At 68.8% G+C, this 24,099-nt stretch carries 24 protein-coding genes; 7 read left to right on the top strand and 17 right to left on the bottom strand.

What is annotated here, in order from left to right:
- Window positions 1-68: 68 nt before the first annotated feature.
- From menE to D7D52_RS06555, 6 genes are all read right to left on the bottom strand, one after another.
- The gene (gene menE, locus D7D52_RS06530; protein ID WP_120735496.1) at window positions 69-1,202 is read right to left on the bottom strand and encodes an o-succinylbenzoate--CoA ligase; all 1,134 of its coding nucleotides are present in this window, start codon (window positions 1,200-1,202) and stop codon (window positions 69-71) included.
- Window positions 1,203-1,314: 112 nt separating this feature from the next.
- Window positions 1,315-1,707 (bottom strand): DUF3349 domain-containing protein, encoded by a 393-nt coding sequence (locus D7D52_RS06535; protein ID WP_120735497.1) that lies wholly within the window; start codon window positions 1,705-1,707, stop codon window positions 1,315-1,317.
- A gap of 25 nt (window positions 1,708-1,732) precedes the next feature.
- On the bottom strand, window positions 1,733-2,002 hold the full coding sequence (locus tag D7D52_RS06540; protein WP_120735498.1) for a hypothetical protein: 270 nt from the start codon (window positions 2,000-2,002) through the stop codon (window positions 1,733-1,735).
- Window positions 2,003-2,011: 9 nt separating this feature from the next.
- A complete protein-coding gene (locus tag D7D52_RS06545; protein WP_120735499.1) occupies window positions 2,012-3,226 on the bottom strand; it encodes an inorganic phosphate transporter in 1,215 nt (404 codons plus the stop codon).
- 119 nt (window positions 3,227-3,345) lie between these two features.
- Window positions 3,346-3,735: a VOC family protein gene (locus D7D52_RS06550; RefSeq protein WP_120735500.1), complete on the bottom strand. Its 390-nt coding sequence runs from the start codon at window positions 3,733-3,735 to the stop codon at window positions 3,346-3,348.
- Between the two features lie 40 nt (window positions 3,736-3,775).
- On the bottom strand, window positions 3,776-4,669 hold the full coding sequence (locus D7D52_RS06555) for a 1,4-dihydroxy-2-naphthoyl-CoA synthase (protein ID WP_120743869.1): 894 nt from the start codon (window positions 4,667-4,669) through the stop codon (window positions 3,776-3,778).
- Between the two features lie 319 nt (window positions 4,670-4,988).
- On the opposite strand from D7D52_RS06555, the gene D7D52_RS06560 reads away from it, so the two are divergent.
- Complete coding sequence (locus tag D7D52_RS06560) at window positions 4,989-5,435, top strand: DUF6918 family protein (RefSeq protein WP_120735501.1); 447 nt, start codon at window positions 4,989-4,991, stop codon at window positions 5,433-5,435.
- Between the two features lie 84 nt (window positions 5,436-5,519).
- On the opposite strand, the gene D7D52_RS06565 is transcribed toward D7D52_RS06560, so the two are convergent.
- The gene (locus tag D7D52_RS06565; RefSeq protein ID WP_120735502.1) at window positions 5,520-6,347 is read right to left on the bottom strand and encodes a siderophore-interacting protein; all 828 of its coding nucleotides are present in this window, start codon (window positions 6,345-6,347) and stop codon (window positions 5,520-5,522) included.
- A gap of 88 nt (window positions 6,348-6,435) precedes the next feature.
- Between D7D52_RS06565 and menD the strand changes: the two genes are divergently transcribed.
- Entirely contained in the window at window positions 6,436-8,067 is a 1,632-nt protein-coding gene (menD, locus tag D7D52_RS06570; protein ID WP_120735503.1) for a 2-succinyl-5-enolpyruvyl-6-hydroxy-3-cyclohexene-1-carboxylic-acid synthase, read from the top strand.
- Window positions 8,068-8,112: 45 nt separating this feature from the next.
- Here menD and D7D52_RS06575 read toward each other — a convergent pair whose 3' ends face one another.
- Together D7D52_RS06575 and D7D52_RS06580 are read right to left on the bottom strand one after the other, a co-directional pair.
- Window positions 8,113-8,319 carry a hypothetical protein gene (locus D7D52_RS06575; RefSeq protein WP_120735504.1) on the bottom strand — a complete coding sequence of 69 codons (207 nt, stop codon included), beginning with the start codon at window positions 8,317-8,319 and terminating at the stop codon, window positions 8,113-8,115.
- Window positions 8,320-8,414: 95 nt separating this feature from the next.
- Window positions 8,415-8,648 (bottom strand): hypothetical protein, encoded by a 234-nt coding sequence (locus D7D52_RS06580; RefSeq protein WP_120735505.1) that lies wholly within the window; start codon window positions 8,646-8,648, stop codon window positions 8,415-8,417.
- 158 nt (window positions 8,649-8,806) lie between these two features.
- On the opposite strand from D7D52_RS06580, the gene D7D52_RS06585 reads away from it, so the two are divergent.
- Window positions 8,807-9,379 (top strand): TIGR03086 family metal-binding protein, encoded by a 573-nt coding sequence (locus tag D7D52_RS06585; RefSeq protein WP_120735506.1) that lies wholly within the window; start codon window positions 8,807-8,809, stop codon window positions 9,377-9,379.
- Window positions 9,380-9,467: 88 nt separating this feature from the next.
- On the opposite strand, the gene D7D52_RS06590 is transcribed toward D7D52_RS06585, so the two are convergent.
- A complete protein-coding gene (locus tag D7D52_RS06590; protein WP_120735507.1) occupies window positions 9,468-10,112 on the bottom strand; it encodes a TetR/AcrR family transcriptional regulator in 645 nt (214 codons plus the stop codon).
- A gap of 85 nt (window positions 10,113-10,197) precedes the next feature.
- On the opposite strand from D7D52_RS06590, the gene D7D52_RS06595 reads away from it, so the two are divergent.
- Entirely contained in the window at window positions 10,198-11,232 is a 1,035-nt protein-coding gene (locus D7D52_RS06595) for an aldo/keto reductase (RefSeq protein ID WP_120743870.1), read from the top strand.
- Window positions 11,233-11,236: 4 nt separating this feature from the next.
- Here D7D52_RS06595 and D7D52_RS06600 read toward each other — a convergent pair whose 3' ends face one another.
- The 4 genes from D7D52_RS06600 to D7D52_RS06615 all read right to left on the bottom strand — a co-directional run bounded on the left by D7D52_RS06600 (window position 11,237) and on the right by D7D52_RS06615 (window position 18,028).
- Window positions 11,237-12,325: an alpha/beta hydrolase gene (locus D7D52_RS06600; protein ID WP_120735508.1), complete on the bottom strand. Its 1,089-nt coding sequence runs from the start codon at window positions 12,323-12,325 to the stop codon at window positions 11,237-11,239.
- 51 nt (window positions 12,326-12,376) lie between these two features.
- Entirely contained in the window at window positions 12,377-16,600 is a 4,224-nt protein-coding gene (locus D7D52_RS06605; protein WP_120735509.1) for a bifunctional nitrate reductase/sulfite reductase flavoprotein subunit alpha, read from the bottom strand.
- 133 nt (window positions 16,601-16,733) lie between these two features.
- Window positions 16,734-17,435 carry a demethylmenaquinone methyltransferase gene (locus tag D7D52_RS06610; protein WP_281279221.1) on the bottom strand — a complete coding sequence of 234 codons (702 nt, stop codon included), beginning with the start codon at window positions 17,433-17,435 and terminating at the stop codon, window positions 16,734-16,736.
- Window positions 17,436-17,578: 143 nt separating this feature from the next.
- The gene (locus D7D52_RS06615; RefSeq protein ID WP_120735510.1) at window positions 17,579-18,028 is read right to left on the bottom strand and encodes a DUF3592 domain-containing protein; all 450 of its coding nucleotides are present in this window, start codon (window positions 18,026-18,028) and stop codon (window positions 17,579-17,581) included.
- Between the two features lie 84 nt (window positions 18,029-18,112).
- On the opposite strand from D7D52_RS06615, the gene D7D52_RS06620 reads away from it, so the two are divergent.
- Window positions 18,113-18,616 carry a DUF2505 domain-containing protein gene (locus tag D7D52_RS06620; protein WP_120735511.1) on the top strand — a complete coding sequence of 168 codons (504 nt, stop codon included), beginning with the start codon at window positions 18,113-18,115 and terminating at the stop codon, window positions 18,614-18,616.
- A gap of 176 nt (window positions 18,617-18,792) precedes the next feature.
- Here D7D52_RS06620 and D7D52_RS06625 read toward each other — a convergent pair whose 3' ends face one another.
- Window positions 18,793-19,212, bottom strand: coding sequence for a VOC family protein (locus D7D52_RS06625; protein WP_120743872.1), 420 nt, complete (start codon window positions 19,210-19,212; stop codon window positions 18,793-18,795).
- A 181-nt stretch (window positions 19,213-19,393) separates the two neighbouring features.
- Between D7D52_RS06625 and D7D52_RS06630 the strand changes: the two genes are divergently transcribed.
- The gene (locus D7D52_RS06630; RefSeq protein ID WP_120735512.1) at window positions 19,394-21,043 is read left to right on the top strand and encodes a purine-cytosine permease family protein; all 1,650 of its coding nucleotides are present in this window, start codon (window positions 19,394-19,396) and stop codon (window positions 21,041-21,043) included.
- On the opposite strand, the gene D7D52_RS06635 is transcribed toward D7D52_RS06630, so the two are convergent.
- Together D7D52_RS06635 and D7D52_RS06640 are read right to left on the bottom strand one after the other, a co-directional pair.
- Window positions 21,040-21,456 carry a helix-turn-helix transcriptional regulator gene (locus D7D52_RS06635; protein WP_120735513.1) on the bottom strand — a complete coding sequence of 139 codons (417 nt, stop codon included), beginning with the start codon at window positions 21,454-21,456 and terminating at the stop codon, window positions 21,040-21,042. The genes D7D52_RS06630 and D7D52_RS06635 overlap by 4 nt on opposite strands.
- Window positions 21,453-22,679 carry a geranylgeranyl reductase family protein gene (locus tag D7D52_RS06640; RefSeq protein ID WP_120735514.1) on the bottom strand — a complete coding sequence of 409 codons (1,227 nt, stop codon included), beginning with the start codon at window positions 22,677-22,679 and terminating at the stop codon, window positions 21,453-21,455. Before D7D52_RS06640 ends, D7D52_RS06635 begins: the two co-directional genes overlap by 4 nt.
- A 371-nt stretch (window positions 22,680-23,050) precedes the next feature.
- Between D7D52_RS06640 and D7D52_RS06645 the strand changes: the two genes are divergently transcribed.
- On the top strand, window positions 23,051-24,073 hold the full coding sequence (locus D7D52_RS06645) for a polyprenyl synthetase family protein (RefSeq protein WP_120735515.1): 1,023 nt from the start codon (window positions 23,051-23,053) through the stop codon (window positions 24,071-24,073).
- The last annotated feature ends 26 nt before the right edge of the window (window positions 24,074-24,099 follow it).

Here is a 24,099-nt window from a genome sequence, read left to right on the forward strand (position 1 = left end):
GCGTCACCAGCGCAAGCGCGGCGACAGCGCTCGGTGTGGCCGACAGCGCTCGGTGTGGCCGACAGCGCTCAGTGCGGTGCGGCGGCCAGCAGCTGACGCAGTTTCGCCCGGTCGGGCTTGCCCGGGCCGCGCAGCGGGAGTTCGTCCAGCACAGCCAGTTCGCGCGGGGCGGCGATGGCGTCGAGCTCGGCGACCACGTGCTCGCGCAGTTCGTCGAGGGTGGGGGCGGTCGCGCCCGGGGCCGCGACGATGGCGGTGGCGACCCGCTGGCCCAGCCGTTCGTCCGGCAGACCCAGCACCACGCATTCGGACACCGCCGGATGGGTGATGAGCACCGCCTCGACCACCTGCGGGATGACCAGCAGGCCGCCGGTCATGATGGCCTCGTCGAGACGGCCGGTGATGGTGAGCACGCCGTTCTCGAAATGGCCGGCGTCCTCGGTGCGGAACCAGCCGGGCTCGGCGAAGGCCGGGTGGTCGGGGAGGTTGCGGTAGCCCTTGGCGACCATGTCGCCGCCCAGCACCACCCGGCCCTCCTCGATGCGTACCTCGGTGCCCGCCAGCGGTACTCCCTCGTACACGCAGCCGCCGCAGGTCTCGCTCATGCCGTAGGTCCGGAAGATCTCGATTCCGGCCGCGCGGGCCCGGTCCAGCACGGGTTTCGGGGTGGCGGCCCCGCCGACCAGCACACCGTCCAGATCGGCCAGCGCCGCGGTGGCGGCGGGCTCGTCGAGGGCCTTGATGAGCTGAGTCGGGACCAGCGAGGTGTAGCGGCGCGGTCCGCGCATACCCGCGATTGCGCCGACCAGGGCCTCGGGCAGGAAGCCGCCGGAGACGTCGAGCATGACCGGTTCGGTGCCCGCCAGAATGCTGCGCAACAGCACCTGGATGCCCGCGATGTGATGGGTCGGCAGGGCCAGCAGCCACTGGCCGGGACCGCCCAGCCGCTCGTGGGTGGCGTCGCCGCTGGCCCGCAGGTTGGCGGCGGTGAGCATGGCGCCCTTGGGATTTCCGGTGGTGCCGGAGGTGGTGACCACCAGGGCCACCTCGTCGTCGATCTCCTCGCCGGGCCGCAGGCTGCCGCTGAGCCGCTGGGTTTCGCGACGGTCGGCGGTGGGGACCGGGAGCCAGGCGGGGCCGTTGCCCTCCAAGGCTTCTCGGAGGTGCGGCAATACTTCGCCCACCGCGGCGCCGGTCGGCATGGGAAGAATTCGGAGGGTATTGCTCACGTTCGCGATCGTGTCATTCCGTGGGGTGGCGGCGCGCGGAGGGGTCGGCGCCCGGTCTGTCGATAACTGCGGGTCTCGTAGGAGTTCAGTCGGACGTCGGTGTCGCCAGCGGCCATCCACCGGCTGCGAGCCTGGAGGCCACCCGAGCGATATCGTCCTCGCCGGGCTGCTCCTTGGCAACTCGGGCAATGGCCGCCTCGATGTCCGTGCGCTCGATGTCGGTGCGCTCGATGTCGGCGGCCGCCATCCGGTCGCGGACCAGTTCCTCCACCACCAGGTGCACCTCGTAGTCGGTGAGCCTGCGGTGCAGCACCGCCAGCAGCGCCACATAGTCCGACTGCGGAATGCCCTGCGGGTATCCGGCTTTGAGCCAGTCCAGCACCTTCTGCAGCACATTGGTGCGCGCCGGCGGCGGGGTCGGGGGCGGCGGATTCGGGGGCGGTGCGGCGGGCTGGTTCGGTTGTGCGGGGGTGCTCACGAGCGTGCCTTTCGATGAGGCGGCGTCACGCGCCGAGCAGGTGAATTCCGAGTCGGGCGGCCAGGAACCCGCGTGCGATGAACAGCACACCGGTCACCACCGCGATCATGACAACCGCGAAGCACAGCGAGGACGCCACCAGTGCGCCGGTGCGGGCGCCGCCGGTGGCGCCGTCGTCGACCTGGCCGCGCCAGCGGATGCCGAGCGCGAAGACGGTCGGCAGGCCGGCCCCGAAGATCAACGCGGCCAGCATGACTCGCCACAGGTCGGAGAGGTTGTGCAGCAGGGTGTGCATCGCGGTCTCCTAACCGATTCCGACGTTGTCGTCCGTGCGGCGCGCCGCGTGGTGGTGCGCCGGGGTTTCCGGGGTGCCCGGTCCGGCGCCGTCCCAGTCGTCGGTGACGTTGTGCGAGTTCACGACCGCGCGCTTGGAGCGGAACCAGATCAGCGCGGACATGGCGATCAGCAGCGCCAGCACCACGAGGATCCCGGCGGTGCCGCCGACGCCGTGCAGGATGGCCCAGCACAGCGCGCCGACCAGACCGGCCAGCGGCAGCGTCAGCACCCAGGCCACCACCATGCGGCCCAGCACGCCCCAGCGCACCTCCGCGCCGGGCCGGCCGAGGCCGGAACCGAGGATCGATCCGGTCACCACCTGGGTGGTGGACAGCGGCAGGCCGAAGTGGGCCGAGGTGAGAATGATCGCGGCACTGGTGGATTCGGCGGCGAAGCCCTGCGGCGGCGCGATGTCGACCAGGCCCTTGCCCAGGGTCCGGATGATGCGCCAGCCGCCCAGGCAGGTGCCCGCGGCCATGGCGATGGCGCAGGCCACGATCACCCACAGCGGGATCTGATCGGTGGCCTTGGCCGAGCCGTGCGCGATCAGCGCCAGGAAGATGATGCCCATGGTCTTCTGCGCGTCATTGGTGCCGTGCGCCAGCGAGACCAGGGAGGCGGTGCCGATCTGCCCGTAGCGGAAGCCGCGGGAGACGGATTTCTCGTTGCTGCGCTGGGTGATCCGATACACCACCCAGGAGGCGATGGCGGCGACCAGCGCGGCCACCACCGGCGACAGCAGGGCCGGCACGATGATCTTGGCGAGCACGCCCTTGCTGCCCGCGGTCCAGATGACGCCGTGCCAGCCCAGCGCCGCGATGGTGGAGCCGATGAGGCCGCCGAACAGGGCGTGCGAGGAGCTGGAGGGCAGACCCAGCAGCCAGGTGAACAGATTCCACAGGATGCCGCCGACGAGACCGGCGAAGACGATGTCGAGCAGGGCCCGTCCGCTCACCTCCGACAGGTCCACGATGCCCTCGGCGACGGTCGCGGCGACGGCGACGCTGAGGAAGGCGCCCAGCAGATTCAGCGCTCCGGACAGGAGTACGGCGGTACGCGGACGGAGCGCACCGGTCGCGATGGAGGTGGCCATCGCGTTCGCGGTGTCGTGGAATCCGTTGGTGAAGTCGAATGCCAAGGCTGTGCAAACAACGATCAGCAGAACGAGCAGTTCGGCAGACACACCGATCAGTCTGCGCTATACCTTTTGCGCGCTGTTAACCGGTGCCCCCCGACGCGTTTCACACTCGTCCACGTGCTAAGGAGCGTCCGCGGTCCGAGCCGCGAACGTCCCGGAAACGCTCAATCGCCCCGAATGTCCCGTCGGATCGGGTGATTCGCCGGAATCTGCACGAACACGATCGGCACCCCGTCGGGATCGCGCACCCACATCTCGATCAGCCCCCACGGCTCCTGCCGCGGCGCGCGATCGATCGCGACACCCCGCAGCGCGAGTTCCGCGGCGGTGTCGCCACAATCACGCACCTGCAACCAGATGGCCCCCGAGAACCCGGCGGGCGCCTCGTCGGCCCGCCCGTGCCCGGCCACCTCGATCAGCGACTGCCCCGCGAAAAAGACCGTCCCACCCGGATACTCACGCGCGATGGCCAACCCGAGGGCATCCCGGTAGAACCCCAGCGTCCGCTCGTAGTCGCCGGGCCGCAGGATGACCCGACTGCTCAGTATCTCCATGAGTGCAGCATGGCAGCTCGCCGTTAGCTACGCGCCGGGGTCAGAAATACCAGGGGTACGGCTTCCAGTCGGGTTCGCGCTTCTCGAGGAAGGCGTCGCGGCCCTCGACCGCCTCGTCGGTCATGTAGGCCAGGCGCGTGGCCTCCCCGGCGAAGAGCTGCTGACCGACCAGTCCGTCGTCCTGGAGGTTGAAGGCGTACTTCAGCATCCGGATGGCCTGCGGCGACTTGCCGAGAATGTCGGCGGTCCACTCCAGCGCCACGTCCTCGAGCTGCTCGTGATCCACGACCGCGTTGACCGCGCCCATCTGATGCATCTCCTCGGCGGTGTAGGGGCGCCCGAGGAAGAAGATCTCGCGAGCGAACTTCTGCCCCACCATCTTCGCCAGGTAGGCGCTGCCGTAGCCGGCGTCGAAGCTGCCCACGTCGGCGTCGGTCTGCTTGAACCGGGCGTGCTCGCGCGAGGCGAGGGTGAGGTCGCAGGTGACGTGCAGGCTGTGGCCGCCGCCCGCGGCCCAGCCGTTCACCAGCGCGATCACCACCTTCGGCATGAATCGGATGAGCCGCTGCACCTCGAGAATGTGCAGTCGCCCGGCGCGCGCCACGTCCACGGTGTCGGCGGTCTCGCCGCTGGCGTACTGGTAGCCGCTGCGCCCGCGAATGCGCTGGTCGCCGCCGGAGCAGAAGGCCCAGCCGCCGTCCTTGGGGCTGGGTCCGTTGCCGGTGAGCAGCACCGCGCCGACGTCTGCGGTCATGCGGGCGTGGTCGAGGGCGCGGTAGAGCTCGTCGACGGTGTGCGGCCGGAAGGCATTGCGCACCTCGGGACGATCGAAGGCGATCCGCACGGTGCCCTGCTCGATGTGCCGGTGGTACGTGATGTCGGTCAGGTTCTCGAATCCCGGGACGGGCCGCCACAGCGTCGCATTGAAGGTCACGGCTCCGAACATACTGTTCCGCTTTCCGCCGCGGTGCAGGCCCACCGCGGTTCGGCGGCGGAATTCGGCCATCCGGCAAGGAGGCTGATCGTTAGCCGGTGTGATTGCCAGAGGGCTTGATCGATCGTTTGCTCATGGCCTTCCGGGAATGAGTACCCAGCGGTAGGCGAAAGTGAAACGCTGCCAATCGATTGCGGGTGCTTTACAGTGCTGTTGCTGCTGTGGCAGTAGCGGCACGTTGGCATCGTGTGTGCGGGGAAGCCGATGCGTATAGTTGCGTGCGCTCGTTCATCGAAAAACTATCCGGAGGAACCTGAAAGTGGTTGCAGCACTGTCTGAATCCCTGCTCGATGACGCCAAGCGTCCGGCCTTCATCGCCGACGCCGAGAAGGTTCTGGACGAGGAGGTGTCGGACAAGGGCGGCGCGTCGGGCCTCGTCGTCAAGGGCGGCTACGCCGCGATCAAGAAGGTCAGCCCGTCGATCGTGGGCGATGCGCTGTCGTCGTTCGCGCCCAAGTTCGTCGAGCAGCTCGAGCCCTACTGGGCCGAGTACCAGAACGGTGGCGCGTCGTCGTTCGCCGATCTGCTGGTCGCCAAGCAGGACGAGGTCGCCGACGCGCTGCTGTCGGTGACCGACGCGCGGGCCGAGGCCTCCTCGCGTCCGGCCTTGACCAAGGTCTACAACTCCATGCGTTCGTCGGCGAAGAAGCATGTCGTCGAGGCGCTTCCGCGCCTGGGCCAGCTGGTGCAGAAGCACGCCGGCTGATCGATCGAAACCGACCGGTTCGCGGCCCGGCGAGGGGCCGCGAACAGGGTCGCTTCCCCTCCGCCGGGAAATACGCGGCCGAATTCAGCCCTGGGACTTGCCGACTCGCCAGTAACCGGTGAAAGTGATGTCCGCTTTGGGGATTTCGCGCTCCTGCGCCAGATACCGCCGCACGCCCGCGGCCAGCTTCTGCTCACCCGCGACGAAGGCGTAGACGCCCGTGCCGGGCAGGTCCGCCTCGCGCACCGCCGCGGCGGCCAGCGCCCCCACCTCGCCGTGCGCATCGGTGCGCACCAGCCAATTCACCCGAACGCCCGCCGGTTCGTTCAGCTCCTGCTTGTCCTCGGCCGACGGAATCTCGATATACGCCGCGCCCGTGGTCTCGCGCGGCAGTGAGCGCAGCACGCCCGCGATGGCCGGCAGCGCGCTCTCGTCGCCGACCAGCAGGGTCGACTCCATCTGCTCCGGGGCCTGATACATGATGCCCTCGTCCAGCAGCCCGACCTGGCTGCCGGGGGTGGCGTTGTTCGCCCATGCCGAGGCCGGGCTGTCGTCGCCGTGCGACACGAAGTCGATATCGATCTCCGCCGTGCTGCCGAACTCCCCGAAACCGGCGGCCCGATAGTCGCGCACGGTGTAGTTGCGCGTCAGCGGCCGATGCTCCTTGCCCATCATGAGGTACTGCGCGTACCAGCCGAGACTGCCGGCCGAGGTGGGCAGCTTCAGGCTGCCGTCGCGGCCGGGCATGAACAGCCGGAACCACTGGTCGTACCCCATGGCGGTGAAGCCGCTCAGGCCCGTCCCGCCGAGGGTGACGCGGACGAAATTGGGGCTGATTCGTTTGCTGGCCAGGACTTCCGCGCCGAGGACCTCGCGGTGTTCGGGCTTGACATACTTGCTGCGCTTCGCCATTGGCTTAGGTTAGCAAAGCCTAACTTTCGAGCATAGGTGTGAGCGGGTCGACGCAGCGCCCCGGCCCGCTGTCTGAGAGGCTTGGGGTGTGAATCCATCGACAGCACAGGCGCACGTCATCGTCGACGAGCTCGCGCGCGGTGGAGTGCGGGACGTGGTCCTGTGCCCCGGATCGCGAAACGCGCCGCTGGCCTTCGCTTTACAGACGGCGGACCAGGCGGGCCGGATTCGGCTGCACATGCGCATCGACGAACGCAGCGCGGGATTCCTGGCCGTCGGCCTGGCCGCCGCGAGCGGCTGCCCGGTCCCGGTCGTCATGACCTCCGGCACCGCCGTGGCGAATCTCGGCCCGGCCGTACTGGAAGCGAACTACGCGCGGCTGCCGCTGATCGTGCTGTCGGCCAATCGGCCCTACGAGATGCTCGGCACCGGAGCGAACCAGACGGTCGAGCAGTTCGGTCTGTTCGGTAGCCAGGTGCGTGCCGCCATCAGCCTCGGCCTGGCCGAGACCGAATCCGGCGGCGGCTACGCGGCGCAGAACAGCGTGTGGCGCTCGGCGGTGTGCCGGGTGCTGGCCGCCGCGCGCGGCACCCGCTCCGGTAATGCCGGGCCGGTGCACTTCGACATTCCGCTGCGCGAACCGCTGGTCCCGGACCTGGCCGCCGGTGAGTCGCTGCCCGCCGGGCGGCCCGGCGAACGGCCGTGGACCGCAACGCAATACGCCACCCTGGACGTGCCGCTCGATATCGACCTGACCCCCGACACGGTGGTCATCTCCGGTCACGGGGCCGGCCAGCGCCCGGAGCTGGCGGCGCTGCCCACGGTGGCCGAGCCGACCGCGCCCATGCACGGTCCCGCCCTGCATCCGCTGGCGCTGCCGCTGCTGAAACCCACGCAGGCCATCATCACCGGGCGGCCCACCCTGCATCGGCAGGTGTCGCGGGTGCTGGCCGATCCGGAGGTCACCGTGTACGCGTTGACCACCGGTCCGCGCTGGCCCGATGTGTCCGGCAATGTGGTGGGCACGGGGACGCGCGCGGTGATTCACGGTGCGCCGCGGCCGGAGTGGCTCGCGCGGTGCGCGGCATTGAACGAGAAGGCGGTCTCGGTGGTGCGGGCCGAGCTGGCCGCACATCCGAAACCGACCGGGCTGCATGTGGCGGCGGTGGTCATGGACGCCCTGCACGAGGGCGATCAGCTGCTGCTCGGCGCGTCGAATCCGGTGCGCGACGCGGCCCTGGTCTCCCAGCCGCGGCCTGGTATCCGGGTGCTGTCCAACCGCGGCGTCGCCGGTATCGACGGCACCGTGTCCGCCGCGGTCGGCGCGGCCCTCACGCACGCGGGCCGGACCGTCGCGCTCATGGGCGATCTGACCTTCCTGCACGACGCGTCCGGACTGCTCATCGGACCGGGCGAACCCCGGCCGGAGGACCTCACCATCGTGGTCGCCAACGATGACGGCGGCGGCATCTTCGAACTGCTCGAACAGGGCGATCCGCAGTACGCGGGCGTGTTCGAGCGGGTTTTCGGCACCCCGCACGGCATGGATCTGGCCGCGCTGTGCGCGGCCTACCGGGTGCCGCACCGTCAGGTCGACCCGGCGGAGCTGGCGGCCGAACTCACCGGGCACGCGCACGGCATTCGCGTGCTCGAGGTCGCGACCGAACGGTCGAGCCTGCGGGAACTGCACGCGACCGTGCGGGCCGGCGTTTCGAATTAGATTGCCGCCCGCAGCTTTCGGCGCGCGGGCGCGTGCGCGGCGTCGTCAGTACTCGGCGGCCGCGTCGTACTCGTCGTCCAGGGGGACGGGGATCGACTGCTCGACGAGGTCGCCCTCGTCGGCGTTGAACCCGCTGTCGGCGGACGGGACCTCGATGAGCTCGGACTCGGAATCGAGCACCGCGTCCACGGGATTGGCGGGGATGCTCTGTTCCACGGAGTCGGCCTCGGGCACTGCGTCGATGCGATCCATCTGCTGCTCCTCCCTGCTGTGCAGTCGGGACACTTCAGTGCGGTCGGACCCTTCCGAGGATGCCCTCGATTTCGCGCGCGGGCAACCGCTCGGCGTCACTCGCCGGGCAGCGCCCCATCGTCGGCGGGGTATTCGACCAAGGACAACACGCGGCCCGCGAGAAATCGAGCGGTGCGTACCGAACTGCCGGTTCTGGTCACTTCGCTGACTTCGACGATTCCGCGCGCGATTCTGGTTTCGACGCGGCGGCCCGCCCTGGTCGCCACGATGTCGTAATTCCGAGACCCGTCGCCGGTATCGACGACGATCTCCACGCGATCACCTTTCATCTCTCAATTCTCCTCCCTACCAGGGCCTTTCGCCGCTGATCCCGCCTAACGAACCGGTTGCGACGCGGCGCTGCAAGCACGTTTCGCTCGCTCGGCGATGAATTTCGACGCGCCAAGCAGTCCTCACCAGTTGTCACCGCACAGCATCGGGAGGACCCATGACCACACCGGCCTTCGATCTCGAGACAGCCGCCGCGGAGGTGGAGGCGGTCGTCACCGCCGTCGCCGATACGGACTTCGACCGGCCCACGCCCTCGGGCATCAGCGTGGGCGCACTGCTCGCCCACATCGTCGGCTTCACCGAGGCGTTCCGACAGGGCGCGACCAAGGAGATGCTCGGCCGCTCGCAGCCCCCGGCCCCGGGCGCCGCGCTCGCTCCCGACTGGCGCGATCGAATTCCGGCGCAGCTGAAGGCGCTCGCGGCCGCCTGGCGGGAACCCTCCGCGTGGGCCGGTGACACCGAGGTCGGCGGCGTGGTCGCGCCCGCCTCGCAGATGGCGATCTTCGCGCTCGACGAGCTGGTCATCCACGGCTGGGATCTGGCCCGTGCGATCGGCGCGCCCTACGCCCCGCCCGCCTCCGATCTCGCCGTGCTGCAAGGCTTCCTGCGCGACACCCCGCGCGAAGGCATCCCCGGTCTCTTCGGCCCGGTGGTGGACATCCCCGCCGAGGCCCCGCTCCTCGACCGTGTCCTGGGCCTGACCGGCCGCGACCCGGCGTGGTCGGCCTGAATCGCGAAAGCCTGAGCCCGTACGCGCGACGAGGGGTGGCGCGTACGGGCTCTGCCACTCCGCCCGCTGCCGACCTCGGGCGGTGGCTTCAGCGGGCGGATTGGGTTGTCGGCCTGGTGAATACGCCCTGTTCGGCTGCCAAGGCCGCGGCCGTCGCGGCGGCGGCCACGGCCGCCTCGTCCACCGGGTCGCCGCTGGCGAGCAGCCGGTAGTACAGGGGCGCGGAGACGGCGGAGAGAACCGCGCGCGGGTCGGTGTCGGGCGGGATCTCGCCGCGGGCGATGGCCGCCGTGACGCAAGGCGACCATTCGGCCAGGCGGGTGTCGTAGAAGGCGCGCAAAGCGGCGGCCGCGGTGTCGTCGCTGGTGGCGGCGGCGATGACGGCGCGGAAGAGGCGGCCCTGGCGCGGGTCGGTCAGGGTGCGGCCGACCAGGCGGGCGTTTTCGAGCAGGTCGCCGCGCAGGCTGCCGGTATCGCTGTGGGGGAGTGAGGTTTCCGCCATCTCGACCAGCAGGTCGGCGACCAGTCCGGCGGGGGTGCGCCAGCGGCGGTAGACCGTGGTCTTGCCGACCTCGGCGCGGGCGGCCACCTCGCCCAGATCGAGGGTGGCGTAACCGGTTTCGGCGAGCAGATCACCGGCGGCGCGCAGCACGGCCGCGCGCACGCGGGCCGTCCGCCCGCCGGGGCGGACCGATCCGGGCGCCAGGTCCGGATCGATGGTGTCCTGGCTCATAACGGGTCTCCAGTTCCCTTTGAGTGGGATCGAGTGTAGCGTCGGCCGAGTTAATGAAACTGCAGTTCCATTAGGAGTGGTGATCATGGAATACCGTCGGCTCGGCAATTCCGGTCTGCTGGTCCCGGCCTTGAGCTTCGGTGCGGGCACCTTCGGCGGCCGCGGCGATCTGTTCTCCGCGTGGGGCGATACCGACGCCCGGCAGGCGCGCCGTCTGGTGGACATCAGCCTCGATGCGGGCGTCACCCTGTTCGACACCGCCGACGTCTACTCCGACGGTGCGTCGGAAGAGGTGCTGGGCGAGGCGATCCGGGGCCGCCGCGACCGATTGCTGCTCTCGACCAAGGCGTCCCTGCCCACCGGTCCCGGCCCCAATGACGCGGGATCCGGTCGCGCCCGGCTGATCTCGGCCGTCGAGGGTTCGCTGCGCCGGCTCGGCGCCGACCATCTCGACCTGTTCCAGCTGCACGCCTTCGACGCGGGCACGCCGGTCGAGGAGGTGCTGGCCGCTCTCGACGAACTGGTGCGCGCGGGCAAGATCCGCTACGTCGGCGCCTCCAACTTCGCGGGCTGGCAGCTGATGAAATCCCTTGCCGCCGCGGACGAGCACGGCTTCCCGCGCTATGTCGCGCATCAGGTCTACTACTCGCTGGTCGGGCGCGACTACGAGTACGAGCTCATGCCGGTGGGTCTGGATCAGGGTGTCGGCGCGGTGGTGTGGAGCCCGCTCGGCTGGGGTCGGCTGACCGGGAAGATCCGGCGCGGCCGACCGCTGCCGGCGGGCAGCCGCCTGCACCAGACCGCCGAGGCCGGACCGCCGGTCGACGACGAGTTGCTCTACGACGTCGTCGACGTGCTCGACGAACTCGCGGCCGAGACCGGCCGGACCGTCCCGCAGATCGCCCTGAACTGGCTGCTGCGGCGGCCCAGCGTGGCCACCGTCCTCGTCGGCGCCCGCGACGAGGACCAGTTGCGGCAGAACCTGGGCGCGGTCGGCTGGAGCCTGGACGCCGAGCAGATCGCCCGGCTGGACAAGGCGAGCGCCACCACGCCGCCCTACCCCTACTACCCGTACTACCGGCTGCCGGACTTCGCGCGACTGAATCCGCCTGCGGTGTAGGCGGTTACGGGGCGGAGTCGAGACCCTGCGCCAGCACCGGCCACGATGCCTTCAGATCGTCCTGCCAGTAGCCCCAGATGTGGGTGCCGGTGGTGCGGAACTCGAAGGTCGCGGGAATGTTCAACGCCTGCAACCGGGTTTGCAGAATCGAGGTCGACAGTTCCACGTTCGCCTCGATGAACGACCCCAGGGCCACCGTCTTGGTGGTGTCGGCCGGATTGCGCTCCATCCGGCCGCGCGCGCCGGGCACGTCGAACGCGCCGGGAATGCCGTTGCCGGTGGAGATGAAAAGGTTGGTGCCGCGCAGTTTCTCGGCATTGAGGGTGGGATCGTTGGCGGCCCACAGCGGATCGTCGTCGGGGCCCCACATGTTCTCGACCTTGCCGCCGCCGTACATCTCGGTGACCATGCGGATCGATTCCCGCCCGAGCGGCGTGAGGGTCTGGAAGAAGCCGCTGTACACGGCCGCGCTGCGGAACAGGCCGGGATTCTGGATGACCGAATTCAGCACGGGCAGGCCGGCCATGGAGATGCCCGCGATGGCGTTGACGCCATTGCCGCCCAGGGCGGCGTTCATCAGCGGCGGCAGTTCCTTACCGAGATAGGTGGACCATTTGTTGACCCCGAGCCGCGGGTCGGGCTGCACCCAATCGGTGTACCAGGTGAACGCGCCGCCGATCGGCTGCACCACATTGACGTTCTTGTCGGCCAGGAAATCCAGTGCGTCGGTGCGCAATTGCCAGGTCGCCTGGTCCTCGCCGCCGCCCGCGCCATTGAGCAGGTAGAGGCTGGGCCGGGGTGCGGAGGCGTCGCGCGGGCGCAGCACGTCGACCGGGAAGACCTGGTTCATGGCGGCGGAGAAGACGGTGAAGGTGACCGTGTGCTCGTCCTTGGCGGCGACACTCTTGATGTACGAGCCGTCGTCGGTCTTCAGATCCGGCAGCGTGACGCCGGGCAGCGTCGCCGGGGTATTGGCCGGCGTATCCGCGCCCGCCGGCAGGCCGCCGAGCCCGAGGGCCGCGGCGGAGGTGAGGGCCGTGGTGAGGGCCATGGTCGCCCAGCGGGCGGCGATTCGACTGGTCCGGACCGACATTGGTCACAAATACCACGTTTTCACATTAGCCGGGAGCGGAATCGCTACCGCTCAGTAGACATCGCGCACATAGCGTTTCTCGGCGACCAGTTGCTTCTTGAACGCCAGCGCGCCGTCCTCGCTCAACTTGCCGTGAATGCGGGCGATCCGCAGCAGGGTGTCGTCCACGTCCTTGGCCATGCGGGCGGCATCGCCGCACACGTAGAAATGGCCGCCCTCCCGCAGCCACGCCCACAATTCCGCGCCGTGCTCGATCATGCGGTGCTGCACGTAGATCCGCTCCCGCTGATCGCGCGAGAACGCCAGATCCAGCCGGGTCAGGAACCCCGAGCGGAACATGTCCTCGAGTTCGGCGCGGTAGTAGAAATTGTCCTTGGCGTGCTGATCGCCGAAGAACAGCCAGTTGCGGCCGGTGCAGCCCAGGGCCCGGCGCTCCTGGAGGAAACCCCGGAACGGGGCGATGCCCGTGCCCGGACCCACCATGATCATGGGCGCGGTCGGATCCAGCGGCGGCCGGAAATGCGGCGCGCGTTGCAGGTAGATCGGCACCGGGGCGTCGGCGCGGTCGGCCAGGAAGGTCGAGCACACCCCGCCGCGGCGCGCCGGCGAACCGATGCCCGCCGGATCCCCGTACCGCACCACGCCCACCGTCAGCTGCACCTCGTGCGGGCTCACCAGCGGGCTGGAGGAAATCGAATACTGGCGCGGCTGCAGCTTTTTCAACGCCCCCAGCCACTCGACCAGGTCGGCCCGCACCGGGAAATCCCGCAGGACGTCGACGGCCTGCCGATCCCACAGGTATCCGTCCAGCTCATTGCGATTGTCCCGCCGCAACAGCTTCGCCAATCGCTGACTGCCGTTGTGCTCGTTCACGAACCCCAGCAGATCCCCGCTCACCCGGGTGATGTCGTACTGCGTCCGCAAAGCCTCCGCGAGGGTGACCTCGCCCCCGTCGACCTCGACCAGGCGCCCGCCGTCCAGTCCGGTGACCTCCAGCCACTCCGCCACCAGCCGTTCACAATTGGCTGGCCGGATCCCGAGCGAATCGCCTACCTCGTAGGTGGCCTCCAGCCCGGACAGATCGAACCCGAACTGCCGCACCTCTTTCCCGGATCCCGGTCGCGAAAGCAGTTCGTTGCGCGCTAATTTCGCCGGCACCGGAGAATTCCGGCTGAACGGCGCAGCCTCGCGGAGTCGTGCCCGGTCCGGGGCGACAGCGGTGGCGGTGCGCGCGGGCGAATTCAGCGCCGCGCTCGGGAATGCCGGGCCGGGTGACCCGTCGCGGACGACCGGGCCGGCGAGGATCTCCGCCACCGCGTCGAACCAGGCCGCGGAAAGGTCCTCGTGATCCGGCTCGCTGTCCACGCGGGGGAGCAGCCGGACTGCGCCGCGTGTGGCGAACAGTTCGTCCAGCTTGCGTCCGTGTCCGCAGAAGTCGTCGTAGGACGAGTCGCCCAGTGCGAAGACCGCGAAGCGCGTACCGGTCAAGCGAATGACGCTGTCGTTCAAGCGTTCCCAGAAATCGGCCCCGTTGTCGGGTGGGCCGCCGTCACCGAAGGTGCTGGTGACGACCAGGACATCGCCCGAAAGATCGGACAGCTCAGCCGAATCCATGTCCAGCAGGCGGGGCTCGATGCCCGTATCGACCAAGAAGCTGGTCAGCGCCGCGGCCAGATCCTCGGCCGTCCCGGTCTGCGAGGCCCACAGCACGGTCACGGTGCGCGTCGCCGCCGAGGAGCCGGCACCGCTCGCAGGCTCGGGCTGATCCGCCGCGACCGATCCGCCCGCCTCGCCGGCGGCCCCGAGCGAATGGGGTTGCGGCCCACGCGAGTACATTCCGCCCAACAACCCGTCGATCCACACCCGGCTACGCGCGGAGATCGGCGCCGTCTCCGGCAGCACGGGAACACCGCTCACGGGCAGACTCTGCAACGCGGCGAGATACCCGCTCAGGTAGATCTGCTCGACCTCGCTCAGCGTCGGCGCGCTGCCGCCGTCCAAACCCAAGATGACCGCCAGTGGATGCGGACCGGTCGCAGCCGGTGCACTCGACAAGTGCTGGGCGGAAATCGGTTCGGTGGCGCCGGTATCGCTCAGCGCCGCGACCTTGCGCAGGCGGACCGCGCAGGCTTTGAACTCCGGTTGCAGCGAGATCGGATCGACCGCGTCGTTGGTGACGGCGTTGATCGTGAGGTATTCGCCCTGTTCGTCGTTCCAGTGGAAGGGGGCGAAGCAGGTGCCGGGCAGCACGCGGTCGGTGATGCGGACGGGGAGGACGGCGCGGCCGCGACGGGAGGCTATTTCGAGCTGATCGCCCTCGCGGACTCCGAGGGTCGCGGCGTCGTCGGGGTGCACCTCGAGGAAGGGGGAGCCGTTGAGCTTGGTCAGTTTCGCCACCTTCCCGGTTTTGGTCATGGTGTGCCACTGGTGTTGCAGGCGGCCGGTATTGAGGACGAAGGGGTGGTCCGCGTCGGGCATTTCCGCGGGCAGCAGGTGCGGGCGCGGCCAGAAGACGGCCCTGCGGGTGGGGGTGGGGAAGGCCAGCCGCGGGGTGTGGCCGTGTGCGTCGGTGTACAGCGTCTGGCTGACGCCGTCGTTGCGGTAGCGAATCGGGTTGCGGCGCTGCGCCGGATCGGGGCACGGCCACTGGGCGGGCCCGTCGGCGAGCAGCTCGTAATCGATGCCGCGCAGGTCGTAGCCGGTGGCGGGATTGGTGAATTGCCGCAGCTCGTCGAAGATCTCGGCGCTGGAGGCGTAGTCGAAGCCGGGGAAGCCGAGCGCGGAGGCCAGCTGCGCGATCAACTGCCAGTCCGGCCGGGCGTCGCCGATCGGTTCGACCGAGCGGCGCAGCAGGGTCAGATTGCGCTCCGAATTCACCTGCACGCCATCGAATTCGGCCCATAGCGTGGCGGGCAGCAGCAGATCGGCGTAGGCGTTGGTGGCGGTGTCGGTGTACACGTCCTGGGCGATCACCAGCTCGGCCGCCTCGAGTCCGGCGATGACGGTGCGCCGATTCGCCATGGAGGCAACGGGATTGCTGCAGATGATCCAGGCGGCCTTGATTCGGCCGTCGGCCAGCCCGCGGAACATCTCGATGGATCCGGGCCCGGCCTCGTCGCGAATGGTGCCGGGCGCCAGCCCCCACCGCTCCTCGGCGAAGGCCCGGTCCGCCGCCGACAGCACGCTGCGCTGGCCCGGCAGTCCCGGTCCCATGTATCCCATGTCGCGCCCGCCCATGGCATTGGGCTGCCCGGTCAGCGAGAACGGCCCGCTGCCGGGGCGGCAGATGGCCCCGGTGGCCAGGTGCAGGTTGATCAGGGCGTTGGTCGACCAGGTGCCGTGGGTGGACTGGTTGATGCCCATGGTCCACAGCGACATCCATTCGCCCGCCGCGCCGATCCACGCGGCGGCGGTGCGGATTTCGGCCTCCGCCAGCCCCGTCACCTCGGCCACGTACCCGGGCCGATAGTCGGCCAGGAATTCCGGCATCCCGTCCCAGCCGTCGGTGTGCTCGGCGATGAACTCGGCGTCGATGTCGCCGTTGTCGACCAGCAGGTGCAGCAGCCCGTTGAGCAGGGCGAGGTCGGTGCCGGGCCGGATCTGCAGGAACAGGTCGGCGCGGGCGGCGGTGTCGGTGCGCCGCGGATCCACCACGATCAGTTTCGCGCCCGCCTTGAGCCGATCGGCCATGCGCAGGAACAGGATCGGATGGCAGTCGGCCAGGTTCGCGCCGATCACGAAGAACAGGTCGGCGTGGTCGAGGTCGTCGTAGGAGCCGGGCGGCCCGTCCGCACCGAGCGAGAGCTTGTAGCCGCTCGCCGCGCTGGCCATGCACAACCGCGAATTCGCCTCCATGTGCACGGTCCGCAGGTGGCCCTTGGCGAGCTTGGTGGCGAGGTACTGGGCCTCGATCGACAATTGCCCGGACACGTACAGCGCGATGGCGTCCGGTCCGTTCGTGTCGAGAATCACCCGAAGCCGTTCGGCGGCTTCGTGAATGGCCTCGTCGACCGGCAGCGGCACCGGCGGCTGCCCGCGCTCGGGCCGGCGGTAGGCGGTCTCCATGCGGCCGGGCGCGGCCATGAGTTCGGCGTGCGTCGCGCCCTTGGTGCACAGCCGCCCGGCATTGACCGGATGCTCCCGGTCGCCCTTGACCTTGGTGATCACGGGCAGCCCGCGCGCGTCCGGCCTGGTCTCGACGGTGATGCCGCAGCCCACCCCGCAGTACGAGCACGCGGTTCGGGTGCTCGTCGGGGGCGTGGACTGATCCGGCATGGTTCCGAGTTAAACCAGCCCGGGTTGCGGGCGATTTACCGAACGTTATCGTCAGATGACATTCGACCTCACAGCCGGTTTCAGCGGCGGTGAGGCCAGGTCAGGGCCTTGCCGTGAGCAAGGCCACAGCGCGTCAACCCAGCTTGTAGGCCCGGTGCAGCGCCACCGCGCCCCCGGACAGATTGCGCCACTTCACCGCCGACCAGCCCGCGTCCGCGATGCGCAGCGCCAGCTGCGGCTGATTCGGCCACTCCCGGATCGACTCCGCCAGATACACGTAGGCGTCCGGATTGCTGGAGACCGCCGTCGCCACCCGCGGCAGCGCCTTCATCAGGTACTCCATGTAGATGGTCCGGAACGGCTCCCAGGTCGGGGTGGAGAACTCCGCCACCACCAGCCGGCCGCCCGGCTTGGTGACCCGCAGCATCTCGCGCAGCCCCTGATCCGGGTCGGCCACATTGCGCAGACCGTAGGCGATGGTCACCGCGTCGAAGGAGTCGTCGGCGAACGGCAGCGCCATGGCGTCGGCGGCCACCATCGGCACATTGCGATGCCGGCCGGCGCTCAACATGCCCTGCGAGAAGTCGGCCGCCAGCACCCACGCCCCCGACTTGGCCAGGTCGACGGTCGAAACACCGGTTCCCGCCGCCAGATCCAGCACCCGTTCCCCCGGGCGCAGGTCCAGCGCCTTGCGAGTCACCCAGCGCCAGTACTTGTCCTGACCCATGGAGATCACGGTATTGGTCAGGTCGTACCGCTTGGCGACGCCATCGAACATGGACGCCACATCGCGCGGCTGCTTGTCCAGCTGGGCCCGAAACGATGCTCTGTTAATTTTGCCCTCCGCTTCGCTCCGGGCGGGTTCGCGGCCCTGGAGGTCTCGTTCTTCCCTCCCTCCGCTCCCCCGCTTCGCTCCTCCGCTCCGCTCAGTCCAGAACGAGACGGGCCGCGAACCTTGTGGGTGGGTGGGTGGACTGTCTACTCCCCGAGCCTAGTTCGGATGCGACTCCGCAGTGCGCCCAGCCACACCGTCGGACGGGAGCCGAGCAGCCACAGTGTCGGCAGGGCGATGGCCCAGGCGACGACGATGACCGACAGGGCCGGGATGATCGCGACGCGGGCGTCGCGGCCCGCCACCCGGACGAGATCGGGATCGCTGCGCCGGTATTCGACATTGATGCGTTCCCCGACGGTCAGTTTTGTCGGATACAGGACGCCGGTTTTGGGGTTGTGGGTCTGGCCGTCGGGGGTGACGAAGATGACCGCCGAGCGCAGGGTGCCCGCGGAGAGGACTTCGGCACTGGTCACGCCCTTGTCGGAGTTGATCAGATGGTCGTCGCGCCAGGCCGCCAGCACCAGCAGCACGGCCAGGAAGCTGACGGTGGCCGCGGCGATCACGACCCCGATCCGGGCCCGCCGCCACCGCACCGTCTTTCGCTGTTCAGCGCTATCAGACTGGCTAGTTTCCGACACTTCAGCAGGCTATTCCATCGCTGAGCTACGGTCTTCGCCATGTCCCGAAAATTCAGCTTCACCGTGCAGTACAGCGTTCCGGTCGAAGATCTTCACCGGGCACTCACCAACGACGAGATGTGGCAGGCCCGCTTCGCCGACGCGAGCACCGCCACGCTGGAGCTCACCCACCCGGACGGCCCCGGCACCATCGAGATCCATATGACCGAAAAAGCGCCCGAAGACCAGATTCCCGGCATCGTCAAGAAGGTCCTCAAGAGCGAGCTGGAGCTCGAGCGCACCGACACCTGGGGTCCGCTCACCGACGGTGTCGCCAAGGGCGGCTTCACCGGCCGCTCCGGCGGCATCACCACCGAGATGGCGGGCGCGTTCGAATTGCGGCCCACCGCCGAGGGTTCCGAGATCGAGGCCACCGGCACCGTCGACGTGAAGGTCCCGCTGGTGGGCGGGGCCATCGAACCGCTGGTCGAGAACCTGCTCAAGAAGGTCATGAACAGCGAGCGCAAGTCCGTCGAATCCTGGTTCGCCGCGCAGAACGCCTGATCCCGGGAGAGTGGATGCGGGGGTGGTCCCGCATCCACACTCGAAAAGTTCACTCGCAGTTCGCGGCCCGGCTCGATTCTGGACCGACGGAGCGGGGGAGCGAAGCGGAGGAGCGGAGGAGGGAAGAATCGAGCTTGCAGGGCCGCGAACCCGCCCGGAGCGAAGCGAAGGGCAAATTAGACACTGAATTCGCGGTTCTCGACCAGGACCAGCCAGTTGCCGGAGTTGTCGCGGAGGATGGCTTCCACGCCGTAGGGGCGTTCGGCGGGCGGCTGGATGAACTCGACGCCTTTGGCGCTCAATTCCTCGAAAGCCTTCTGGCAGTTCTCGGTTCGCAAGCCGAGCGCGCCGTGGGTGCCGTTGGCCAGGGAGCGGCGGATGGCCTCGGCCAGATCGTCGGTGAGCGGGGGACCGGGCACCATGAGGGTGACCTCCAGCTCCGGATGATCCGGATGGGCCACCGTGACCCAGCGGAAACCGTTGTCGCCCATGGTGATGTCGGACCGTTCCACGAAACCCAGGTTGTCGATGTACCAGCGCTTGGATTCGGTCTGGTCGTGCACGTACACGGTCACGAGCGAGACATTCGAGATGATCGTCATGCCCCCAGGCTATGGACCGCCTCGAGTCGTCCGCTTCTCCGAAATTGCTGAGTTCACACACTCGGAACCTCGGTGAGCCGGACGTAACACCCGCGCAATGGACCGGAAAGCCATGATCAACATTCGCTGACCACCCTCGACACCGGAACAAGCTCGTGACGAGCCCGAACGAGGAGTGCCGGTGGTTCAGGTCGAAACACCCGCGGCCCATGCGGTCGCCGCGTCCAAGGAGACGCTGGAGGATTACACGCTGCGGTTCGCGCCCCGCAGCTACCGCAAATGGAGTCCGGCGGTGGTCGGCGTCTCCGCGCTGGGCGGCATCGCCTACCTGGCCGACTTCTCCATCGGCGCGAACATCGGCATCGCCAACGGCACCGGCAACGCGCTGCTGGGCATCGGCATCTTCGCCCTCGTGGTCATGCTGACCGGCTTCCCGCTGGCCTACTACGCGGCCCGCTACAACATCGACCTGGACCTGATCACCCGCGGCAGCGGCTTCGGGTACTACGGCTCGGTGGTGACGAACATCGTGTTCGCCTCCTTCACCTTCATCTTCTTCGCGCTCGAGGGCTCGATCATGGCGCAGGGCCTGAAACTCGGCCTGCACGTGCCGGTTCCGCTCGGCTACCTGGTGTCCACGGTGATGATCTTCCCGCTGGTCATCTACGGCATGAACACCCTGGCCAAGCTGCAGGTCTGGACCACCCCGCTGTGGCTGATCCTGATGGTGCTGCCCTTCGGGTTCCTGCTGGTGCGCCACCCGGATTCGGTGGGCTCCTTCCTGGCCTACGGCGGCCAGGACGGCAAGGGCGTGAGCCTGTCGGGCGCGCTGCTCGCCGCCGGCGTCTGCCTGTCGCTCATCGCCCAGATCGCCGAGCAGATCGACTACCTGCGCTTCATGCCGCCCCGGACCCCCGAGAACGCCCGCAAGTGGTGGGGCTGGATGCTGCTGGCCGGACCCGGCTGGGTGCTGTTCGGCGCGATCAAGCAGGTCGTCGGCCTGTTCCTGGCGGTCTACCTGATCGCGAGCCTGCCCGGCGCGCAGGACATCGCCAACCAGCCGGTGCACCAGTTCCTCGAGATCTACCGCGACATGATGCCGTCCTGGCTGGCCATGACGCTGGCGGTGGCGCTGGTCGTGATCAGCCAGATCAAAATCAATGTGACCAACGCGTATTCGGGTTCGCTGGCGTGGACCAACTCCTTCACCCGCGTCACCAAGACCTATCCGGGCCGCATCGTGTTCCTCGGCCTGAACCTCACGATCGCGCTGATCCTGATGGAAGCCAACATGTTCGACTTCCTCAACAATATTCTCGGCTTCTACGCCAACTGCGGCATCGCCTGGATCGTCACCGTCGCAACGGATATCGCGATCAACAAGTACGTGCTGAAGATCTCGCCCAAGCAGCCGGAGTTCCGGCGCGGCATGCTCTACGACTTCAATCCGGTCGGGCTGGTCGGCTTCGGGCTGTCGGCGGCGCTGTCCATCGCGACGTTCTTCGGACTGTTCGGCGAGACCCTGAAGCCGTACTCACCCATTGTGGCCGTGGTGGTTTCGTTCCTCGCCACGCCGGCGACCGCGATCCTCACCAAGGGCCGCTACTACCTGCGCCGCGATCATGACGGCATCGAGCTGGACATGTTCGACGCGCACGGCAACCCGTCGGGCGAGACGCTGACCTGCGCGGTCACCGGCATGGAATTCGAGCGCCCCGACATGATCGCCTCCGCGGTGCCGGGACCCGAGGGCGAGATCCAGTACATCAGCTCGCTGGCGCTCTCGACCGACAAGACCGGCCTGCACGTACTGCCGCCGCGCTAAAGCGGTTTCCGATCCGAGAGACCGTGCATGAAGACGTAGCAACCCGGGATATGGGGTGCGCCCTCGGCAGCGAACTTCGCTTGATACTCCGAGGGCGACATCCCGACCAGTTCGGTGAATTTGCGGCTGAACGATCCGAGACTGGTGTAGCCGACCATCATGCAGGTCTCGGTCACCGTGATATTGGTGGCGCGCAACAGATCCTGCGCCCGCTCGATCCGGCGCTCGGCCAGATATACCGCGGGCGTCTTGCCGTACGTGGCCGCGAAACATCGCAGGAAGTGATACTTCGACACCCCCGCGGCCGCCGCCAGCGCATCCAGATCCAGCGGCTCCGCGTACTGCCGGTCGGCCAGATCCCGTGCTCGCCGCAAATGCGGCAGCAATTGCTCGGGAACCGGCCGGCCGGTCACGAGAACGGCCGAATCTTGTCGAAACGCAGCGACGCCCGGCCCGCGCCCCGCCACAGCCGGGCCGTCAGGTCCAGATCCTCGTCGGTGACCAGATTGCCCATCACCCGGACCGCGGTGCGCTGCAACAGCTTCGAGCGCATCATCGGCGGCCCGCCCAGCGGCACCGTGCGCGGATGGGTGGCCAGGCCCGCCAGCCGCCGCGCCACCGAATAGGTGCGGCCGTAGCGCTCCCGCAGCAGCTGCGGCCAGAGGTGGGTCAGATCCGGCTGATCCAGGATGCCGGCGAGCATGTGCCCGCCCTCCAGCCCGTAGTCGATGCCCTCGCCGTTGAGCGGGTTCACGCATCCGGCCGCGTCGCCCAGCAGCGCCCAGTTGCGGCCCGCCAGGTTCGAGACCGCGCCGCCCATCGGCAGCAGCGCCGACGCCACCGCCCGCGCCTCGCCCTCGAAACCCCATTCCGCGCGGCGCTGCGAGACATAGTGCTGCAAGAGCGGTTTCAACGCGATATGCGAGGGGCGTTTTTCGGTGGCCAGCGAACCGACACCGATATTCACCTCGCCATTCCCGAGCGGGAACACCCAGCCGTATCCGGGAATCAATTGTCCGTCGGCATCCCGCAATTCCAGATGCGAGGTGATCCACTCGTCGTCACTGCGTTCGGATTTGATGTAGGCGCGCGCCGCGGTCCCGTACGCGTACTGGCGATGCCAGGTGCGGCCCAGCATCTTTCCGACCGGCGAGCGCACGCCGTCGGCCACGATCAGCGTCCGGCACGACACCGCGCGCAGGCCCGCGTCGGTCTTGATCGTCACGCCGGTGACGCGATCGCCCTCGCGGGCCACCTCCACCACCTTGGCGCCGTCCACCATGCGCGCCCCCGATTTCACCGCGGTCTCGCGCAGCTTGTCGTCGAGTTCGGTTCGCGGGACGGCACTTCCGTACGTCGGGAACGAGCCGTCCGGCCAGGGCAGCAGCGCCTCCCGCCCGAACCCGGCCATCCGCAGGCCCCGATTGACCGTGTGCGCCCGCACCCAGTCACCCAGCCCGAGATGCTCCAGCTCGGCGGTCGCGCGCGGCGTCAGGCCGTCACCGCAGGTCTTGTCGCGCGGGAACACCGCGGAATCGGCGAGCAGCACATCACGCCCGGCACGCGCCGCCCAGGCGGCGGCCGCGGACCCGGCGGGACCCGCGCCGACCACCAGCACATCGGCGTGCGAGGGCAATACTGGGTCGGATTTGCCCTCCGCTTCGCTCCGGGCGGGGTTCGCGGGCAGGCCCAGGGAGGTGGGTGCCGTGGAGGTCTCGTTCTTCCCTCCCTCCGCTCCTCCGCTTCGCTCCTCCGCTCCGCTCAGTCCAGAACGAGACGGGCCACGAACCTGCTGGTGCGGTGTACGGAAGTCGTCATCCGGTGAGCGCATGGCGTCAATACTTGCAGCACATCACCGGCCGCGCATATTTGCCTCGAGGCCGGCCGCGTTGAAGTTTCCGCGTGGCGAGTGTTTCGTTCATCGCACTACGGTGGTGTCCATAGGGGGTTATCGGTCCACACGCTAGGTTCTTTGGCGTGGGGTCGGACGCGGCACTGGGAGATGAAATGAGCGCATCAGCTGTGAGCGATGAGAGCACCGTGGTCGCGGGGGTGGATCTGGGTGATCCCGAGCTCGCCGCCACAGTGCGCAAGGGCCTGATCGAGGTCGAGGATCTGCTGATCACCGAGCTGTCCGACGGCGAGGAGTTCCTGCAGGAAGCGGCGCTGCATCTCGCCAAGGCCGGCGGCAAGCGCTTCCGCCCGCTGTTCACCATCCTCACCGGCCAGCTCGGTCCCAACCCGACCAGCCCGGATCTGATCACCGCCGGCACCGTCGTGGAACTGGTGCACCTGGCCACGCTCTACCACGACGACGTCATGGACGAGGCGTCCATGCGGCGCGGGGCGCCCAGCGTGAACTCGCGCTGGGGCAACAGCGTCGCCATCCTCGCCGGTGACTACCTGTTCGCCCACGCCTCCCGCCTGGTCTCCACCCTCGGCCCCGACGCGGTGCGCATCATCGCCGAGACCTTCGCCGAACTGGTCACCGGCCAGATGCGAGAGACCATCGGCGCCCGGCAATCCCAGGACCCGGTCGAGCACTACCTGCGCGTGGTGTGGGAGAAGACCGGCTCGCTGATCGCCGCCGCGGGCCGCTTCGGCGGCACCTTCTCCGGCGCCGACACCGACCACGTGGAACGCCTGGCCCGCCTCGGCGACGCCGTCGGCACCGCCTTCCAGATCGCCGACGACATCATCGACATCTCCTCGGTGTCCGAGCAGTCCGGCAAGACCCCGGGCACCGACCTGCGCGAGGGCGTCCACACCCTGCCCGTCCTCTACGCCCTGCGCGACGAGGGCGCCGAAGGCGACCGCCTGCGCAAACTGCTCGCCCAGCCGCTGCAGACCGACGCCGAGGTCGAGGAAGCCCTCTACCTGCTGTCCCGCTCCCGTGGCCTGGTCCTGGCCAAGGAGAAACTCCACGGCTACGCCGACATCGCCCACGCCGAACTCTCCGCCCTCCCCGGCGGCCCCGCCAACGAGGCCCTCGAACAACTGGTCCGCTACACCATCGAACGCGTCGGCTGACAGGGAACTCGAACCCACGGCTCTAT

Source organism: Nocardia yunnanensis (genome assembly GCF_003626895.1).
GTDB classification, from domain to species: Bacteria; Actinomycetota; Actinomycetes; order Mycobacteriales; family Mycobacteriaceae; genus Nocardia; species Nocardia yunnanensis.

What these genes read in the sequence shown, in the direction of transcription:
- menE (WP_120735496.1), bottom strand. Translation starts at nt 1,202, where the DNA reads ATGCCGACCGGCGCCGCGGTGGGCGAAGTATTGCCGCACCTCCGAGAA.
- D7D52_RS06540 (WP_120735498.1), bottom strand. Translation starts at nt 2,002, where the DNA reads ATGCACACCCTGCTGCACAACCTCTCCGACCTGTGGCGAGTCATGCTG.
- D7D52_RS06550 (WP_120735500.1), bottom strand. Translation starts at nt 3,735, where the DNA reads ATGGAGATACTGAGCAGTCGGGTCATCCTGCGGCCCGGCGACTACGAG.
- D7D52_RS06565 (WP_120735502.1), bottom strand. Translation starts at nt 6,347, where the DNA reads ATGGCGAAGCGCAGCAAGTATGTCAAGCCCGAACACCGCGAGGTCCTC.
- D7D52_RS06575 (WP_120735504.1), bottom strand. Translation starts at nt 8,319, where the DNA reads ATGGATCGCATCGACGCAGTGCCCGAGGCCGACTCCGTGGAACAGAGC.
- D7D52_RS06580 (WP_120735505.1), bottom strand. Translation starts at nt 8,648, where the DNA reads ATGAAAGGTGATCGCGTGGAGATCGTCGTCGATACCGGCGACGGGTCT.
- D7D52_RS06585 (WP_120735506.1), top strand. Translation starts at nt 8,807, where the DNA reads ATGACCACACCGGCCTTCGATCTCGAGACAGCCGCCGCGGAGGTGGAG.
- D7D52_RS06590 (WP_120735507.1), bottom strand. Translation starts at nt 10,112, where the DNA reads ATGAGCCAGGACACCATCGATCCGGACCTGGCGCCCGGATCGGTCCGC.
- D7D52_RS06595 (WP_120743870.1), top strand. Translation starts at nt 10,198, where the DNA reads ATGGAATACCGTCGGCTCGGCAATTCCGGTCTGCTGGTCCCGGCCTTG.
- D7D52_RS06600 (WP_120735508.1), bottom strand. Translation starts at nt 12,325, where the DNA reads ATGTCGGTCCGGACCAGTCGAATCGCCGCCCGCTGGGCGACCATGGCC.
- D7D52_RS06605 (WP_120735509.1), bottom strand. Translation starts at nt 16,600, where the DNA reads ATGCCGGATCAGTCCACGCCCCCGACGAGCACCCGAACCGCGTGCTCG.
- D7D52_RS06620 (WP_120735511.1), top strand. Translation starts at nt 18,113, where the DNA reads ATGTCCCGAAAATTCAGCTTCACCGTGCAGTACAGCGTTCCGGTCGAA.
- D7D52_RS06645 (WP_120735515.1), top strand. Translation starts at nt 23,051, where the DNA reads ATGAGCGCATCAGCTGTGAGCGATGAGAGCACCGTGGTCGCGGGGGTG.